Source organism: Lipingzhangella rawalii (genome assembly GCF_031628175.1).
Taxonomy (GTDB): Bacteria; Actinomycetota; Actinomycetes; order Streptosporangiales; family Streptosporangiaceae; genus Lipingzhangella_A; species Lipingzhangella_A rawalii.
In genome coordinates this window covers 49,595-65,625 of record NZ_JAVLVT010000002.1, presented here as the reverse complement: position 1 = coordinate 65,625, position 16,031 = coordinate 49,595, and the positions used below count along the sequence as shown (strand labels likewise).

14 protein-coding genes are annotated in these 16,031 nt (G+C 68.8%); 5 read left to right on the top strand and 9 right to left on the bottom strand.

Annotated features, from left to right (window positions below; genetic code table 11):
• Positions 1–169 precede the first annotated feature (169 nt).
• From RIF23_RS05615 to RIF23_RS05580, 8 genes are all read right to left on the bottom strand, one after another.
• Positions 170–628 (bottom strand): carboxymuconolactone decarboxylase family protein, encoded by a 459-nt coding sequence (locus tag RIF23_RS05615; RefSeq protein WP_310911312.1) that lies wholly within the window; start codon positions 626–628, stop codon positions 170–172.
• The gene (sigJ, locus tag RIF23_RS05610; protein ID WP_310911311.1) at positions 625–1,506 is read right to left on the bottom strand and encodes an RNA polymerase sigma factor SigJ; all 882 of its coding nucleotides are present in this window, start codon (positions 1,504–1,506) and stop codon (positions 625–627) included. Before sigJ ends, RIF23_RS05615 begins: the two co-directional genes overlap by 4 nt.
• A gap of 313 nt (positions 1,507–1,819) precedes the next feature.
• Positions 1,820–3,961, bottom strand: coding sequence for an ABC transporter ATP-binding protein (locus RIF23_RS05605; protein WP_310911310.1), 2,142 nt, complete (start codon positions 3,959–3,961; stop codon positions 1,820–1,822).
• A gap of 6 nt (positions 3,962–3,967) precedes the next feature.
• On the bottom strand, positions 3,968–4,900 hold the full coding sequence (locus RIF23_RS05600) for an ABC transporter permease (RefSeq protein WP_407659400.1): 933 nt from the start codon (positions 4,898–4,900) through the stop codon (positions 3,968–3,970).
• The gene (locus RIF23_RS05595; RefSeq protein WP_310911309.1) at positions 4,893–5,939 is read right to left on the bottom strand and encodes an ABC transporter permease; all 1,047 of its coding nucleotides are present in this window, start codon (positions 5,937–5,939) and stop codon (positions 4,893–4,895) included. Before RIF23_RS05595 ends, RIF23_RS05600 begins: the two co-directional genes overlap by 8 nt.
• 91 nt (positions 5,940–6,030) lie before the next feature.
• Entirely contained in the window at positions 6,031–7,803 is a 1,773-nt protein-coding gene (locus RIF23_RS05590; RefSeq protein WP_310911308.1) for an ABC transporter family substrate-binding protein, read from the bottom strand.
• Positions 7,804–8,080: 277 nt separating this feature from the next.
• Positions 8,081–8,986 carry a sulfite exporter TauE/SafE family protein gene (locus tag RIF23_RS05585; RefSeq protein WP_310911307.1) on the bottom strand — a complete coding sequence of 302 codons (906 nt, stop codon included), beginning with the start codon at positions 8,984–8,986 and terminating at the stop codon, positions 8,081–8,083.
• 144 nt (positions 8,987–9,130) lie between these two features.
• Positions 9,131–9,913: an enoyl-CoA hydratase-related protein gene (locus RIF23_RS05580; protein WP_310911527.1), complete on the bottom strand. Its 783-nt coding sequence runs from the start codon at positions 9,911–9,913 to the stop codon at positions 9,131–9,133.
• 324 nt (positions 9,914–10,237) lie between these two features.
• Between RIF23_RS05580 and RIF23_RS05575 the strand changes: the two genes are divergently transcribed.
• On the top strand, positions 10,238–10,405 hold the full coding sequence (locus RIF23_RS05575; RefSeq protein WP_310911306.1) for a DUF3117 domain-containing protein: 168 nt from the start codon (positions 10,238–10,240) through the stop codon (positions 10,403–10,405).
• A 253-nt stretch (positions 10,406–10,658) separates the two neighbouring features.
• On the top strand, positions 10,659–12,146 hold the full coding sequence (locus RIF23_RS05570; RefSeq protein WP_310911305.1) for a leucyl aminopeptidase: 1,488 nt from the start codon (positions 10,659–10,661) through the stop codon (positions 12,144–12,146).
• Between the two features lie 60 nt (positions 12,147–12,206).
• On the opposite strand, the gene RIF23_RS05565 is transcribed toward RIF23_RS05570, so the two are convergent.
• Entirely contained in the window at positions 12,207–12,815 is a 609-nt protein-coding gene (locus tag RIF23_RS05565; RefSeq protein ID WP_407659411.1) for an O-methyltransferase, read from the bottom strand.
• 343 nt (positions 12,816–13,158) lie between these two features.
• Between RIF23_RS05565 and sigE the strand changes: the two genes are divergently transcribed.
• The 3 genes from sigE (at position 13,159) to RIF23_RS05550 (ending at position 15,998) form a co-directional block, all read left to right on the top strand.
• Positions 13,159–13,815, top strand: coding sequence for an RNA polymerase sigma factor SigE (gene sigE, locus RIF23_RS05560; protein WP_310911304.1), 657 nt, complete (start codon positions 13,159–13,161; stop codon positions 13,813–13,815).
• The gene (locus RIF23_RS05555; protein ID WP_310911303.1) at positions 13,812–14,273 is read left to right on the top strand and encodes an anti-sigma factor family protein; all 462 of its coding nucleotides are present in this window, start codon (positions 13,812–13,814) and stop codon (positions 14,271–14,273) included. The genes sigE and RIF23_RS05555 overlap by 4 nt, the downstream gene beginning before the upstream one ends.
• 378 nt (positions 14,274–14,651) lie before the next feature.
• Entirely contained in the window at positions 14,652–15,998 is a 1,347-nt protein-coding gene (locus RIF23_RS05550; RefSeq protein WP_310911302.1) for a S1C family serine protease, read from the top strand.
• Positions 15,999–16,031 lie beyond the last annotated feature (33 nt).

The following is a 16,031-nucleotide window of genomic DNA, read 5'->3' as shown; positions in this document are numbered from 1 at the left end:
CCAGCTACCCCCTATCGGCTCCTTTTTTGGCCCCACGCCACGGCCAACGCAAACAGGGCCGGGGCGGGCGGTCCAGGCGTCTCCGCCCACACTCGTCCATACGGCACGGTCTGGCCCTGTGGGGGTGCCGGATCACCGATGAACGGAAGGTGGGTGGCATGCACGCGGCCTAGCGACGGTGGGAGCCGGCGACCTGCCGGGTGGTCACCCCAATCCGGTTCCAGGCGTTGATCTGCGCGATCGCGATCACCAGGGCGGCGAGCGTCTCCTCGTCGTAGTGATGGGCCGCCTCGTCCCACACCTCGGCGGGTACCGCCTGACCGTCCCGGTCGGCGAGCCGGGTCGCCTCCTCGGCCAATGCCAGGGTGGCGCGTTCCGCCGCAGTGAAGTACGGGGCCTCCCGCCAGGCGGCCACCGAGAACAGTCGCTCGTCGGTTTCCGCGTCCCCGCGCGCCTCGTGGCTGTGCATGTCGACGCAGAAGCCGCAGCCGTTGATCTGGCTGACGCGCAGTTTCACCAGATGCAGCGTGGTCGCCGGCAGCTGGCTGGAGGCCAGCCACCGCTCCACGCCCGCCATGTGGGTGTAGGCGGTGGGGGCGAGGTCGACGATGTTGATTCGTGGGCTCATGTCACGGTCCTCAGCTTCTCCGGGTTCAGGATGACGTGGATCTCGATGACTCGGCGGTGGGCGACGACGAAACTCACCACGGCGTCGGCCTGACCGTTGTGGTAGCGCAACAGTCCGGGCAGGCCATTGACCGTGGCGGGGCCGTAGCTGGTGCCCTGGTTGAACCGTTGGGTCACGCCGCCCAGGAACCGCAGTACGCGTTCGCTCCCGTGGATCGGGTTGAGCGCGGCCCGCACCTGGCCCCCACCGTCGGTGCGTAGCACCACATCGGGGTCCAGCAGTCGGGTGAGTGAGGTTAGGTCCCCCGCTGTGGCGGCGGTGACAAAGGCGTCCACTGCCCGCCGGTGGGTTGTGGAGTCCACCTCGAATCGCGGGGTGCGTGCCGCCACGTGCCGGCGGGCCCGGCGGGCCATCTGTCGGCAGGCCGCGGGGGTGCGGCCCACCGCGGTTGCGACCTCGTCGAACGGCACCCCGAACACCTCGTGCAGGACGAATACCGCTCGCTCGGCCGGGCTGAGGGTTTCCAGGACCACCAGCACGGCCAGGTTGAGGGTGTCGTTCCGGGCGACGTGGTCGCCGGGGTCGGCGTCCTGGACCACCGGCTCCGGCAGCCAGGGTCCGACGTAGGTTTCCCGGCGGGCGCGCGCCGAACGCAGCACGTCGAGTGCGAGGCGGGAGACCGTGGTCACCAGCCAGCCCTCGATGTCGGTGATCGTGTCCGTCTGGCTGCGGCTGAGCCGCAGCCAGGCGTCCTGGACCACGTCTTCGGCCTCCTGGACGCTGCCGGTCAGCGCGTAGGCGGCGCCGATCAGACGGGGGCGCAGTTCCTGGAACCGGGTGCCGAGCTCATCGTTGTTCACACCCTGAGGACGAGACATCCTCCGATTGTGTGACACGGGCCGGAGCGGGTGCACGGCCGGCGCGGGGCAGCGGTCCCGAAACGCCGGTGCGCCCTGCGGCGGGCGGCGACGACCGGCACACGAAGGCAGCGGGTGATTCCGGGGCTGCGTGGGCAGGGAAATGCGCTCAGCGGCCAGGGACTTCGGGACGTGTCCACGCGAGGTGACGCGCGGGTCGCACAGGCGCCGCCCCTGTGGGTCCTGTGCGCGGGGCGCCGCTCCGGACCGGATCCGGGGGTAGCGTCAGCCGCTGTCTCCGCTACCCCCGGACGTATCCGGTTCGTGGTGCTGCTCAGACCAGTGGCCGCCCTTCGGCGAAGTGGCAGGCGCTGGCATGCCCCTGGCCCCGGTCCATCAGCTCCGGCTCCTGGGTGATGCACTGTTGCTGCTCGTCCGGGGAGAGCTGGTTGGCGAACTTCGGGCAGCGGGTGCGGAACCGGCACCCCGACGGTGGATCGGCCGGACTGGGCACGTCGCCGGTGATCATGATCCGTTCCCGGGAGCGCTCCTTGATGGGATCCGGAATCGGGATCGCCGATCCCAGCACCTGCGTGTAGGGATGTGCGGCGTTCGTGAACAGCGCCTCGGTGGTTCCCGTCTCCACCACCTTGCCGAGGTACATCACCGCCACCCGGTGCGAGATGTGTCGCACCACCGACAGGTCGTGCGACACGAACACGTAGGCAAGGTCCAGCTGCTCCTGGAGGTCCTCCAGCAGGTTGATCACACCCGCCTGGATGGACACGTCCAGCGCCGAGACTGGCTCGTCCAGCACCAGGGCCCGAGGCCGGAGGGCCAAGGCCCGGGCGATCCCGATCCGCTGACGCTGACCACCGGAGAACTCGTGCGGATACCGGTTGGCGTGCTCGGGGTTGAGCCCGACCGTGCTCAGGAGTTCCCGCACCTGGCTGCGCCCGCCCCGGCTGTAGCGGCCGTGGATCCGCAGCGGCTCGGCGATGATCTCGGCGATGTTCATCCGTGGATCCAGCGAGGCCAGGGGATCCTGGAACACGATTTGCAGGTCGGCCCGCAGCGGGGCCAGTTGCGTACGGGACAGCCCGGACAGCGGGCGGTCCTCGTAGTACACCTCGCCCGCGGTGGGTGACAGCAGCTGGAGCAGCAGGCGGGCGGTGGTGGACTTGCCGCAGCCGGACTCACCCACCAGCGCCAGCGTTTCCCCCTGGCTGACCTCCAGCGACACGTCACACACCGCGTGCGTGTCGCCGACCTTGCGCCGCAGAATCCCCTTGGACCGGACCGGGAAGTGTTTCACCAGCCCCTCGGCCCGCAGGATCGGCGGGGCCTCGCCCGGCCCCTGCACGCCGCGCGTGTCCGTGTCCTGCCCCGTGACGTTCGCCAGGGCCTGCATGGCCTCCACATCTACGGTGCTGCTGGTGAACAGGTCGTCGGCGGTCTTGCCCTCCAGCTGGTCGCTGTAGTGGCAGGCCGCCGCGTGGCTGTCGCCCAGTTGGGGGAACAGCAGTGGTTCCTCCCGGTGGCACAGGTCCGTGGCCATGGGGCAGCGTGGCGCGAACGGGCAGCCCGGCGGCAGGTTCACCAGGGACGGCGGGGTGCCGTTGATCGGGGTGAGCCGGTGGCCCCGCTCCTCGTCGGTGCGGGGCAGGCTTCCGATCAGGCCCAGGGTGTAGGGCATGCGGGACTCGTAGAAGACCTCCTGCACGGTCCCGGACTCCACCATCGTCCCCGCGTACATGACCCCGACCCGGTCCACGTGCCCCGCGATCACGCCCAGGTCGTGGGTGATCAGCATCAGGGCGGCGTTGGTGCGCTTCCGCGCCAACTCCAGCGCTTCCATGACCTGGGCCTGCACGGTCACGTCCAGGGCCGTGGTGGGTTCGTCGGCGATGATGACGTCCGGATCGTTGGCCATCGCGATTCCGATGACCACCCGCTGGCGCATGCCCCCGGACAGTTCGTGCGGATAGGCGTCCGCGCGCTGCCGCGGGTTGGGGATCCCCACGATGTCCAGCAGCTCCACGGCACGTTCGTGCGCCGCCCGCTTGCTCATCTTGTGGTGCGCGAGGACCGCCTCCGCCAGCTGGTAGCCGACAGTGTACACGGGGTTCAGCGAGGTCAGCGGGTCCTGGAAGATCATGGCGATCCGGTTGCCGCGGACCTTGCTGAGCTCGGAGTCGTCCAGCCCCACCATCTCCTGGCCCAAGACTTTGGCCGAGCCGGTGACCTTGGCCGAGCCGGGCAGCAGCCCCATCACGGCCATCGAGGTCACCGACTTCCCGGAGCCGGACTCTCCGACGATGCCCAGCGCCTCACCACGCTGGAGGCTCAGGGACACGCCGCGCACCGCCTGCGCGACACCATCGTCGGTCGGAAAGCCCACGTGTAGGTTCTCGATCTCCAGCACCGGGCCCTGACCCGTGGTGGAGTCGATCGGGTTCGTCTCGGTCGTACTCATTGCTGGCTATCTCCGAACCATCGTCTGGCGGGGGTCGAGCGCGTCCCGCAGCCCGTCCCCGATGAAGTTGATCGTCAGGCAGATCAGGATGATCAACACCCCGGGGGGATAGAACAGCCACGGTCGGGTGAAGGCCGCGGTGCGGGCGTTCTCGACCATGAGACCGAGTGAGATGTCCGGCGGGCGGATCCCGAAGGCCAGGAAGGACAGGGTCGCTTCGACGAGAATCGCCACCGCGACCAGCAGGGTGGCCGCGACGATGATCGGTCCCGCCGCGTTCGGCAGCAGATGCCGCAGCACGATCCGCCGGGTGGAGGCGCCCATCGCCTTCGCGGCCTCGATGAACTCCTGTTCCCGCAGCGACAGGACGACGCCGCGCACCACACGGGAGATCGGAGCCCAGGAGAACGCGGCGATGATCAGGGCGATGTTGTACCAGGTGGCGCCGACCCGCGGGCTGCCACCGATGGCGGCGACCGCGACGAACAGCGGAACGATCAGGGCCAGATCGGCGATGCGCATCATGATGGTGTCCACCCAGCCACCGAGATAGCCCGCCACCGCGCCCCACAGGGAGCCGATGGCGGTGGCGACCAGCGACACCGTGATCGCGATTCGTAGCGACTGCTGGGCACCACGCATCAGCTGTCCCACCAGGTCCTGACCACTGCGGGTCGTGCCCAGGGGGTGGTCCCAGCTGGGCCGGGCGTGGGACGGGATGTCGCCGTGGATGCGGTGGTCCCACTGCCACAGGTAGGGGCCGAGGAACGCGAACGCGACGAGCAGGAGCAGGGTGAACAGGCTGATCACGGCCAGTTTGTGCCGTCGGAACCGCAGCCACACCATCTCCAGCTGGCCGCGTTCCTTGGTGGTGATGGCCTCGGCGTCCGGGGGTGGGTCTCCCGCCGAACCGGAGGCGGTGAGCTGTGGGTCACTCATAGCGGATCCTCGGGTCGAGCACGGCGTAGAGCAGATCGGCGATCAGGTTCGCGACGATGACGATGACCCCGCTGAGCATGAGCCAGCCCATGAGTGCGTAGGCGTCGCGTTCGTTGATCGCGGAGATGAAGAAGGTGCCCAGACCGCGCCACTGGAAGATGGACTCGATCACGACCACGCCGTCGATCAGGCCGGCGATACCAACGGCCACGACGCTGGTCAGCGGGATGAGCGCTGTCCGTAGGGCGTGTCGTCGCATCACCACCCGGTTGGGTAGGCCCTTGGCGCGGGCGAGTCGAACGTAGTCGCTGTTGAGGACCTCGAGCATCGAGGCGCGCTGATACCGGCTCCACTGGGCGTAGGCGGTGAGCATCAGCGCGACGGTGGGCAGGAACAGATGGGCGGCGATGTCCGCGACGTTCTCCAGGGGGGTGAAGTCCTGGGCGATGTGCGGACTGGTGCTGTCCCCGTAGGTGGCCAGGTTGGTTCCGAGCTCCTCGTTGGACCAGACCCCACCGCGTTGCAGGAGTGCAGCCAGCCAGAAGGTGGGCATGGCCAGGGCGAGGAAGCCAATGAAGGTCAGTACGTAGTCGACCTTGGAGTACTGACGTATGGCGCTGATCACACCGGAGAGGATGGCGAGTCCCAGCGCGAACACCATCGCGACTCCGATGAGCCGCAGGGTGAGGAGAAACCGCTCGCCGATCTCCTCGCCGATCTGGTAGACCTCACCGCGGACGGAGGGCCCGAACTCGCCGCGCAGCAGGCCGATGTCACCGTCGCCGTGTACGACACCGACCCCGGTACTGCTGAACTCGACGGCACTTCCGGTGACCCAGAGCTGGTAGCGCACATGGCGCTCCTGATCCAGGTAGAGCCGCTCCTCCTCGGCCGCGATCGATTCCTGCGGGATGTTGGGGTCTTCCCGCAGTTCACTCAGTGGATCTCCCGAGATGTCGATCAGCAGGAAAGCCAGGAGGGATGCGGCAATCAGGATGGGGATCGCCCAGAGCAATCGCCGCACGATGAAGACGAACATGGATGCGTCCTTCGCTACTGCGCATCGTTGGGTCCGGCCCGCGGGCCCCCGCGGGCCGGACCCAACGTGGATCCGTTAGCGGAACAGGCCGCTACTCGGCCAGCACTCCCCACTCACCGACGTTGTAGCTCGCGCGGGAGCTGGAGGCGAGGTGGTCACGGATGTTGACGTACTCCTCGCTCACGAAGACGTAGTCCGGCTGCTCCAGCAGCGGCAGGATGTAGGCCTCCTCGGTCACGATCTGGGCCGCCTCGTTGGCCCGTTCGGCCGCGGTGTCCAGGTCCGGTGCCGTGGCAACCGCCTCGGTCAGCTCATCGACCTCGTCGTTGGCGTAGCCACCGAAGTTGCTGGGGCTGTCACTGTGCCACTGCTGCTGCGGGGCGGCGGTGAAGAACGGGTTGGTGTTCCACCCGAACTGCATCAGGTCGTAGTCGCCCTCGGCCAGGGTCTCGCCCAGGTCCTCGGTCGGCTCGATCTGGATCTCGATGCCGATCTCGTTCAGGTGCGCCTGGATCAGCTCCATCGAGGTGTCCCGGATGTCGGTGGAGGTGGACCGCAGGGTGAACGGTCCGATCTCGTCCCCGTCCAGGGTGAGCGTGTCCCCGTCCAGCTCGTAGCCCTCGTCCTCCAGCATCTCGAGGGCCGCCTCGGCGTCGCCACTGCCGTGGCCGGTCTCGGAGACGTGGTCCTCGTGGTACTCGGAGTCGTTGAAGAACGACAGGTTGGTCTTGGGCTCCGCCTCCGGGAAGATATCGCCGAAGTTCCGGTTCACGATGTCCTCGACGTCGATCGCGGTGAACATCGCCCGGCGCAGGGTCTCGTCCTGGAACTCGGGCACGTCGAAGTTGATGTCCACGTGCTCCCAGGCCGGTCCGGGGGCGATGTCCATGTCGACCCCGTCCATGCCCTCGAGTTCCTCGATGACATCCGTGTTGATTTGGGCGGGCGAGGCGCCGTGGATCTCGTCGTTGGCCAGGGCCGGAACCCAGCCACCCTCGTCGTCGTGGAAGTCCACGACAATGGTGTCCAGGTTCGCTGCCTCGCCGTAGTAGTTCTCGTTGGGCTGCTTCACAACCTGGTTCTCCAGGTCGCCGTCGGTGATCTCGAAGGGGCCACCGGAGTATTCGGGCCGGTTGGAGTCCAGCCACTCGAAGTACTCGCCGACGTCCTCCGGGTCGTCCAGGTCAAAGCCCTCTTCCTCGGCAACGTGTGCCGGGTAGAAGCCGCCGCCAACCGCGTGCTGGCTGAACAGGCCGAACCACTCGGGGTACTGGTCCTCGTAGGTGACGGTGAACGTCTTGTCGTCGTCATCGTCACTGGAGATGTCCTCGATGATCTCCGTGGAGGCGGTGCTGCGGGCGGCACAGCCCTGGCACAGCTCCTCGTCGTTCGAGGCCATCATCCAGGAGACCTCGAAGTCGCGGTAGGTGATGGGGGTGCCGTCGTTCCACACGGCGTCCTCGGCGATGGCCCAGTCGACCTCGTACTGGTCAGCATCCTCGTCGCGGAGCTCGGGCTCCTCGGCGAGCAGGTCCATGTTGTACTCGTAGGTCTCGCCGTCGGGGAGAAAACGGCCGGTGAAGGGGATGACCCCCTCCAGCATCTGGAGCGTGTAGACGCTGCCGCCCGCGGCGGACTGGGACGACCAGGCGCCGGGCTGAGCGTTCACCACCCAGGTGATGTCTCCGCCGTCAGCGGCCTCGCCGGAATTGCACTCGTTGGGGTTCTCGGCGCACCCCTCCAGCCCGGGCGCACCATCGGCCGTGTCCTCCTCGGGATCACCGGGAGCACAGGCCGCGGCGACCAGGAGCGCACCTGCTGCCCCCAGCGCAGTGAGGCCAGTGATGCCTCGTCTTGTACGCACAGTTCCTCCTGAAGTTCGTGTCTCGAGCACGGCCGATCGGGCCGGCTACGGAGCGGAGCTGCTGGACATGACAGCATCCAGCGCGAGCTTTGACCAGATTCCGTTTCCAGATGAATCCCAGTCGTAATCGGCCTGCTGCCCCGCCGTCACAGGTAAACGAGGCCGCTTAACATCCCCGCGGATCCTGGGAAACTTCGCTGCTCGGATATGGATTTCCCGATCTTCCTCCCGTGGAAAATCCGGCGGAAATTCACTGGGAGCTCACGCAGGATCCTGCCTAGGCTGAGCTGGAGGTCAGCTCCTGTTCGGCGGTCGCCGAACGCTCCCGCAAATGTGCTCGGGTCGAGATCATCACGGCGGCGGCCCACAGCGCAAGCAGCACCGCGTAAATGGTGAGCTGGGTCGGCGGGTCGGGGTTCACCCACTCCACGTCGAACAGGATTCCGACGTTGGTCAGGACCAGAAGTCCGCCCACGAGCGAGCCCAGCAGGCGTGCCGGAACGTGCCGGGCCAGCCAGGCGGCGAGCGGCGCCGCCAGGACGCCGCCGAGCAGTAGCACCAGCACCCAGTGCACGTTGATACCGGTGAGCCCCAGGCCGACGGTGAATCCCGCACTGCCCGCGAGTACCACGGCGAACTCGGCCGCGCTGATCGAACCGATCACCCGGCGTGGTTCCATCCGGCCGCTGGCCAGTAGCGCCGAGGTGCCCACGGGGCCCCAGCCGCCCCCGCCGGTGGAGTTCAGGAAGCCCGCGATCAGCCCGAGCGGCGCCAGGAACCCGGTCGGCAGCGTGCCGTGGAATCGCCCTCGCGGCGTGCCGTACACGGTGAACCGGAACAGGATGTAGCCACCGAGGGCGAGCAGGATGGTGGACATCAGTGGCTGTGCGGCCTCGGTGGACAGCCAGCTGAGTAGCAGCGCTCCGAGGAAGGCGCCCACCGCCCCGGGGAGGGCGATCCGCCACACCAGGGCCCAGTCCACATTGCCGAACCGCCAGTGGGCGATACCCGAGGCGAGCTGGGAGCCGACCTGGGAGAGGTTCACGGTGGCCGAGGCGAGGGCCGGGGTGACCCCGAGCATGAGCAGCGCGGTGGTGGAGGTGACGCCGTAGCCCATGCCGAGGGCGCCGTTGATCAGCTGGGCAAGGAACCCGAAGATGCCGAGCAGAGCGAGGTTCCGCACCCAGGACTCCCTAGTCGACTATTTCTACCGAATAACTAGGAATATTAGACCGCATACGGCAGCGCGGTCAATGAGCCCGCGCGTCCCGCGGCGTATGACCCGGCCAGGCTGCTGGCACCCGAGGGCGTGCCGGGGCGCCGCGCCTCACCGCCCCTGGAAGGTGGGCTTCTCCTTGTTCAGGAACGCCGTGGTCGCCTCGTGGTGGTCGCTGGTGGCCACACACTGGTCCTGGAGATCAGCCTCCATCGCCAGGGCCTGGTCCAGCTCCATGTTTGCCCCGTAGGTCAACTCGCCCTTGATCGCCGCGTAGGCGATGGTGGGGCCGGAGGCCAGGTGGTGGGCGAAGGCGTGGGCGGACTCGGCCAGTTCGTCGTGCGCGACGACCCGGGTGGCCAGGCCGATCTCGGCCGCCCGCTGGGCTCGCACCGGCTCTCCCAGCATGAGGAGTTCGGTGGCCCGCGCGTGTCCCACCAGCCGCGGCAGCGTCCACGACGCCCCCGAGTCCGAGCCCAGCCCGATGTTCGCGAAGGCGAGAGAGAAGGACGCCTTCTCGGACAGGATCCGAAAGTCGCAGGCGAAGGCCAGGGCGGCCCCGGCCCCGGCCGCGACACCGTTGACGGCCGCGACCACCGGCTTGGGAATACGCGCGATCCCCAACACGATCGGGTTGTAGTGACTACGCACCGTGTCGTCCAGTCCGGAACCCGCCGCCAGCGATTCCGCGTGTTCCCGCAGATCCTGCCCCGCGCTGAACGCCTTGCCGCGACCCGTGATCAGAACCGCACGCGCACTACTGTCGTCCCGTGCGCGTTCCACGGCCGAGAGCAGCTCCTCCTTGAAGGCGCGCGTCATCGAATTCATGGCATCGGGACGGTTCAGGGTGATCGTCGCGACTCCGTCGACCGTCGTGTACGAAACGAGATCCACGTCCTCGGTCGGGGACGCGGAACCGTCTGTGCTGGCTGAGCTGTCTGGGGTGGCTGGCTCGGGCACTGACCTCTCCTCTGGCCGTCGGGAGCGCGGGGCCCGGCGGGATGCTCCGTCGAGTCGCTGACTATAACCTTAGCCCTTTCGGGTGTTGCCGGGACTGGGACGTGCGCAACGCCCAGAGTTCCCATCAAGGGCCGACAACCGAGATAATGACACACCAGTCACCCGCTCCCTGAGTCCCGCAGAGGTAAAGCTGACCGGCGAGCCTCGGGTGGGGACGCCCGCTGACCCGCGATACCTTCCACGGAAAGGGGAAACAGCATGGCGGCGATGAAGCCGAGGACCGGTGACGGCCCGATGGAGGTCACCAAAGAGGGGCGCGGAATCATCATGCGGGTCCCGCTGGAAGGAGGCGGACGTCTGGTCGTGGAGCTCACCGCCGAGGAGGCCAATGAGCTTGCCGAGGCCTTGGACGGTGTCGTGCGCTGAGCGTGCGGACGCTGGCCCCGACGCCATCGTCACGGCGCCGGAGTAACGACCACGGCACCCAGGCGACGCATCCGCAATACCCGCACGTATCCGCGCCTCGGAGTGGACCACCCCGATGTCGGTGTGTGCGAGTGCACGGATACCCGGATACCCGGGTACACCCCGTTCGCCCCGACCCATGATCCGCGACCCGTGGCCGTAAGGCCCAGGGGTCCAACCAACCGACGAGCCCCGACGAGAATTGCGAGGCCACGTGCCGTTCACCACCGAGATTTCTCCGGTTGACACCGAGCTGAGCACGAGCGCCGCCGATCTGCTCGTGATTCCGGTCCGTGCCAGCACGGACGGCGCAACAGCCGTCGTGACCGGCCGCGGAGAGATCCCCGCGCAGTACCTACCGGCACCGGTCCAACAGCTGGTGGACCACTACGACCTCACCGGAACGGCGGGCGACTACGCCGACCTGGTGGGCAACCTGGGGTCCGGACTCGTGCGGATCGCCCTGTTGGGTGTCGGGGCCGGCACCGGCGAGGACGCACGCACCGCCGCGGCCACCCTGGCACGTCGCTCCCGGGGGCGCTCCCGGGTCGCGATGGCCACACCACAGGCCCTGGATACGCCCGAGGCCATCACAGCCTTCTGCGAGGGCTTCCTCCTCGCCGGCTACACCTACACCCTGCGCGAGAAGCCTTCCGGGAAACCGGTCGCCGCCCAGGTGGACCTGCTCACCCCGACCCCCGCGGAATTGGAGCCGGCGGTGCACCGGGGGGCCGCCTACGCCCGGGCCACCGCCCTGGCCCGGGATCTGACCAACACACCCTCCTCGATCAAGGGCCCCGGCTGGCTGGCCGAGCAGGCCGTGTCCGTGGCCGAGGACAGCGGGCTCCAGGCGCGGGTCTGGGACGCGGAACAGCTGCGACAGGAGGGCTTCGGGGCGATCCTCGCCGTCGGGGCCGGATCCGCACAGCCCCCCAGGCTGGTGCAGCTCAGCTACACCCCGGACCAGCCCGACCGGCATGTCGTACTGGCCGGCAAGGGGATCACCTTCGACACCGGTGGCCTGTCCCTCAAGCCCCAGGACAACATGCAGCAGATGAAAACCGACATGGCCGGGGCCGGCGTCGTCCTGGGCGTCATGTCGGAACTGGCCAGGCTACGGGTGCCCGTCCAGGTCACCGCGCTGCTCGCCATCGCGGAAAACTCCGTGTCCGGCAGTGCGATGCGCCCCGGCGACGTCATCACCACCTATGCCGGAACCACGGTCGAGGTGCTCAACACCGACGCCGAGGGCCGGCTGGTCCTCGCGGACGCCCTGGCCTACGCCGCCGCCAACCTCGCCCCGGACACGGTCGTGGACGTCGCCACGCTCACCGGGGCCGCCAAACGCGCTCTGGGGCTACGCACCGGCGCCCTGTACGCCACCGACGATCCGCTCGCCAGTGCGATCGAGCAGGCCGGGACACGGTCGGGGGAGCGGTTCTGGCGGATGCCGCTCGAGGAGACCTACCGGGACAGCCTGGACTCCACGGTCGCCGACCTCGCCAATATCGGAACCAAGCCCCACTACGGTTCTCCCGGCGCCACCGAAGCCGCACTATTCCTCCGGGAGTTCACCGCCGGCGTGCCCTGGGCCCACCTCGACGTCGCGGGGCCGGGCCGCTCCACCGCGAACCGCGCGGAGATCACCAAGGGCGCGACCGGTTTCGCCACCCGGACCCTGCTGCGCTGGCTGCGCGAATGAGCCAGCCCTGAGGGCCGGACCATGAGGGGTGGAGCGGCACCGCTCCACCCCTCACTCCGGTCACTCCGGACAGATCGCCGCCAACAGTCCCTCCCCGATGGGAAGCAGCAGCGGCAGGAGCCGCTCATCGTCACGCACCAGCCTGCTCACCTCGCGCAGTGCCGCGGTGTCGGGGTCCGGGACCGACAGCGGCCCCTCCTCGTACGGCCGCGCGATGAGCGCGTGGTTGAACACGAGCACACCCCCGGGGCGCAACAGCCGCAGCCCCTCCTCCAGGTAGCTCGGATACTCGTGCTTGGCGGCGTCGGCGAAAACCATGTCATAGGCCGCGTCGGTCAGCCGGGGCAGAACATCCAGCGCACGTCCCTGGATCAGCCGGGTCCGGTTCGCGGGGAACCCGGCCTGACGATAGGAGTCCCGCGCGTACTCCAGCTGGTCCGGGTCGACGTCCACGCTGGTGAGAATCCCATCGGCACGCATGCCGCGCAGCAGCCAGATCCCGGAGCTGCCGCAGCCGGTGCCGATCTCGACCACCGCTCGGGCACCGATCGCGGCTGCGAGGAAACGCAGCGCGGCGCCCGTGGCGGTACTGACCGACTGGGTTTCGGTTCGCTGGGACTGCTCCCGCGCCGACAGCAGCGGCTCGTCCGCCGGGACATAGTTCTCCACAAAGGCCACGGCGTCATCTCTACTGGCGATGATGGCCTCCCCGGGGCGAGGTCGGTACGGACAGGCCCGACGGGCGATCCGCGCGGTACCGCTGTCGAGTATTCCATCTGTGACCCGAAATCTCCGCACGCCACGACCCGCCGGATGCGGTCGGATGTCGTTGTCGGTGTGTCCGGGGCGTGGCCCGGGCGGCGCCCCCGGCCGCGAAACCGGCTGGAGTGGGGAAGTGCAGCCGGGGACACCGGTGTTATACAGGACGCAGGTAGCTCTCCGAGCGTCACACACGTCGTGGCGTTCGGCGTGTCGCATCCGGACGGTCACCCACAAGCGGAAGGGAGCGCCGGTGGCAGACGACGACGCTGCTGCTGACCTCGGTCAGTGGACGCCCCCGAGCTGGGACGAGGTGGTGAGCCAGCACTCCACCCGGGTGTACCGCCTCGCCTACCGACTCAGCGGCAATAAGCACGACGCCGAGGACATCACCCAAGAGGTGTTCATCCGTGTCTTTCGGTCCTTGGCGAACTACACTCCCGGCACGTTCGAGGGCTGGCTGCACCGCATCACCACCAACCTGTTTCTGGACATGGCCCGGCGGCGCTCCAGAATCAGGTTCGAAGGTTTTTCGGACTCCGCGGACGAGCGGATGCAGGGTCGGGAACCCTCCCCGGCCCAGGCCTACGAAGAACGGCATTTCGATGCCGACATTCAGGCCGCGCTCAATGCCCTGCCCGCGGAGTTTCGTGCCCCGGTGGTGCTGTGCGATATCGAAGGGTTCTCCTACGAGGAGATCGCGGCCACCCTCGGCGTGAAGATCGGCACTGTCCGTAGCAGGATCCACCGCGGGCGGGCCCAGTTGCGGGCCGCGCTCAACCACCGCAAACTCCGGACCGTGCCCCCTGGCGAATCCCCCGCCGACCCCACAGCGGCCGGCGACACCGGCCCCCCGTCGGACGCCGCGCTGCCAGCCGCCACGCACACCAGGGAGGACGCGGAGTCATGAGCCACCTAGGGGAGCGTCTGTCCGCACTGGTCGATGGCGAGCTTGGCCCGGCCGATCGGGAGGAGGCCCTGCGACACCTGGCGGTCTGCGCGAACTGCCGGTTCGAGGCGGAAATGCTACGTCAACTCAAACGCCGCCTGCACGGCCTGCACGAGCCCGAGCCGGCCGGTGAACTGATGGGACGTATCGCCGCGGCGTCCGAAACGGCGGACGATTCGACGGAAACGTCGTCAGCGGCGGCTGCCCCGCAGCCGGACCGACCGAGTCGGGGATTCCTGGCCGCACTGATGCGTCGGGGACGGAACGCCTCGCAGGAGGGGGACTCTGGCCAGGTGCCCCTCGGCACGCGTCCCCCGCTGGGGTCGCGTCCCCCGATCGGTGGGGGGCTGCCCCGGCTGCACCCGCACCGGGAGGGGAACCAGGACGACACCCGCGGGGCCGATGCCGCGTCGTCCTAGCCCCGGCACCGGGCCGCGGGCCGGGGGAGCCGGCACCGGGAGAAACCGGCATGCGAGTCACGCCGTCTCACCCCGTGTTTATCCCCGTTCGTGTTGACTGAGGGTAGACAGGAGGGGGACGGGAAGGTTTCTTCCATGACGTTTCCGGGGGCGCTGGGTGTCCCGTTTGGTGCCGGAGGTACGCCCTGGCCGCCTGGCTGCCCGTAGCGTGCGATGTGCCTGGAAAGGAGGAGGGGCGCGAACCCTGCCCACTGGGGCGGGAGCGCGCCAGCCATCCCGATGACCGACGAGACCGGGCGCGGTGCGCCCACGCCAGGAGAGGCGCCGAACGGTCCGGGCCGCCAGCCCGGCCCTGCCGGAGCGGGTCCTGACTGGGCTGTGCCTGCTCCACATTCGCAGCAGACCTGGCAGCAGAACCCGCCCGGTCAGACCGGTCCGCCTCCGGGGCCGCAGGAAGGCGCCGGTGGGGCGGCCCCACCGCCGGACGCCGGCCCCAGCATGGCGCCTCCCCCCGAGGACACCCCGAACACGACGAGGATCGGCATGTACGGCGGGCCGGGCATGCCTCCGCCGCAGCAGCCTCCCGGTGCGGCTCCCGCAAGTCCGTCGGGGGGTCGGCGGCGGGGGGCCGGCATACCTCTCTGGGCAGCCACGAGTATCGCCCTGCTGGTCGGCCTGATCGGCAGCGGGCTGGGACTGCTGGGCGGGGCCGTGCTCGTGCCACAGCTCACCGGATCGACGGCGGACCGGCCGCTGGGTGCGGGCGACGGCCCCCCGGATCCGCCCAGCCGCGATCCCGACTCCATTGCCGGGGTCGCCCAGGAGGTCAGCCCCAGTGTCGTGTCCATCCAGAGCACCGACGACCGGCTGATCGGCAACGGTTCGGGATTCGTGGTCGCGGACGGCTACATCGTCACCAACAACCATGTGGCCTCCGGAATGGGCGGGGATCTCGAAGTCGTCTACCACGACGGGCACGAGACCAGCGCCCAGCTGGTGGGCGCGGCCTCGAGCAGCGATCTCGCGGTGCTGGAAGCCGAGGATCCGCTGGACGTGGATCCGCTGTACTTCGGGGACTCCGACCAGATGACCGTGGGGGACCCGGTGATCGCCATCGGTTCGCCCCTGGGGCTCGACGGAACGGTGACCACCGGAATCATCAGCGCGATGGAGCGTCCCGTCACGGTCGGTGGCCGTGGCGAGGAGAGCTACGTGAACGCCCTCCAGACGGACGCGGCCATCAATCCGGGGAACTCTGGCGGGCCGCTGGTGGACCTGAACGGAAACGTGATCGGGGTCAACACCGCGATCGCCACCATGGGCGCCGAGGAGATCGGGGGCGGTGCGGGCAATATCGGCCTGGGTTTCGCCGTTCCCTCCGGCCAGGCGGAGCGGATCGCCCAGGAGCTCATCGAGCACGGGGAAGCCCCGCACGCGGTGATGGGGGTGATGCCGGATCTGCGCTACGCCGGCCCCGGAGCACTCATCGTGGAGGAGGATCTCCCCGACGATCAGGAAGCCGTGGAACCCGGTGGGCCCGCGGACCGGGCGGGGCTGGAACCCGGTGACATCATCACCGAGGTGGACGGGTCCACGATCACCGACGCCGAACAGCTCCTGACCGAGGTGCGGTCACATGCACCCGGAACGGAGGTGGAGGTGGTGTTCCTACGGGATGGCGACGAGCACACCGTGGAACTCACCCTGGAGGCCGCGGACGACTAGCTCGGCGCTGGGGCGACCCGTCCGCCCTGCGCC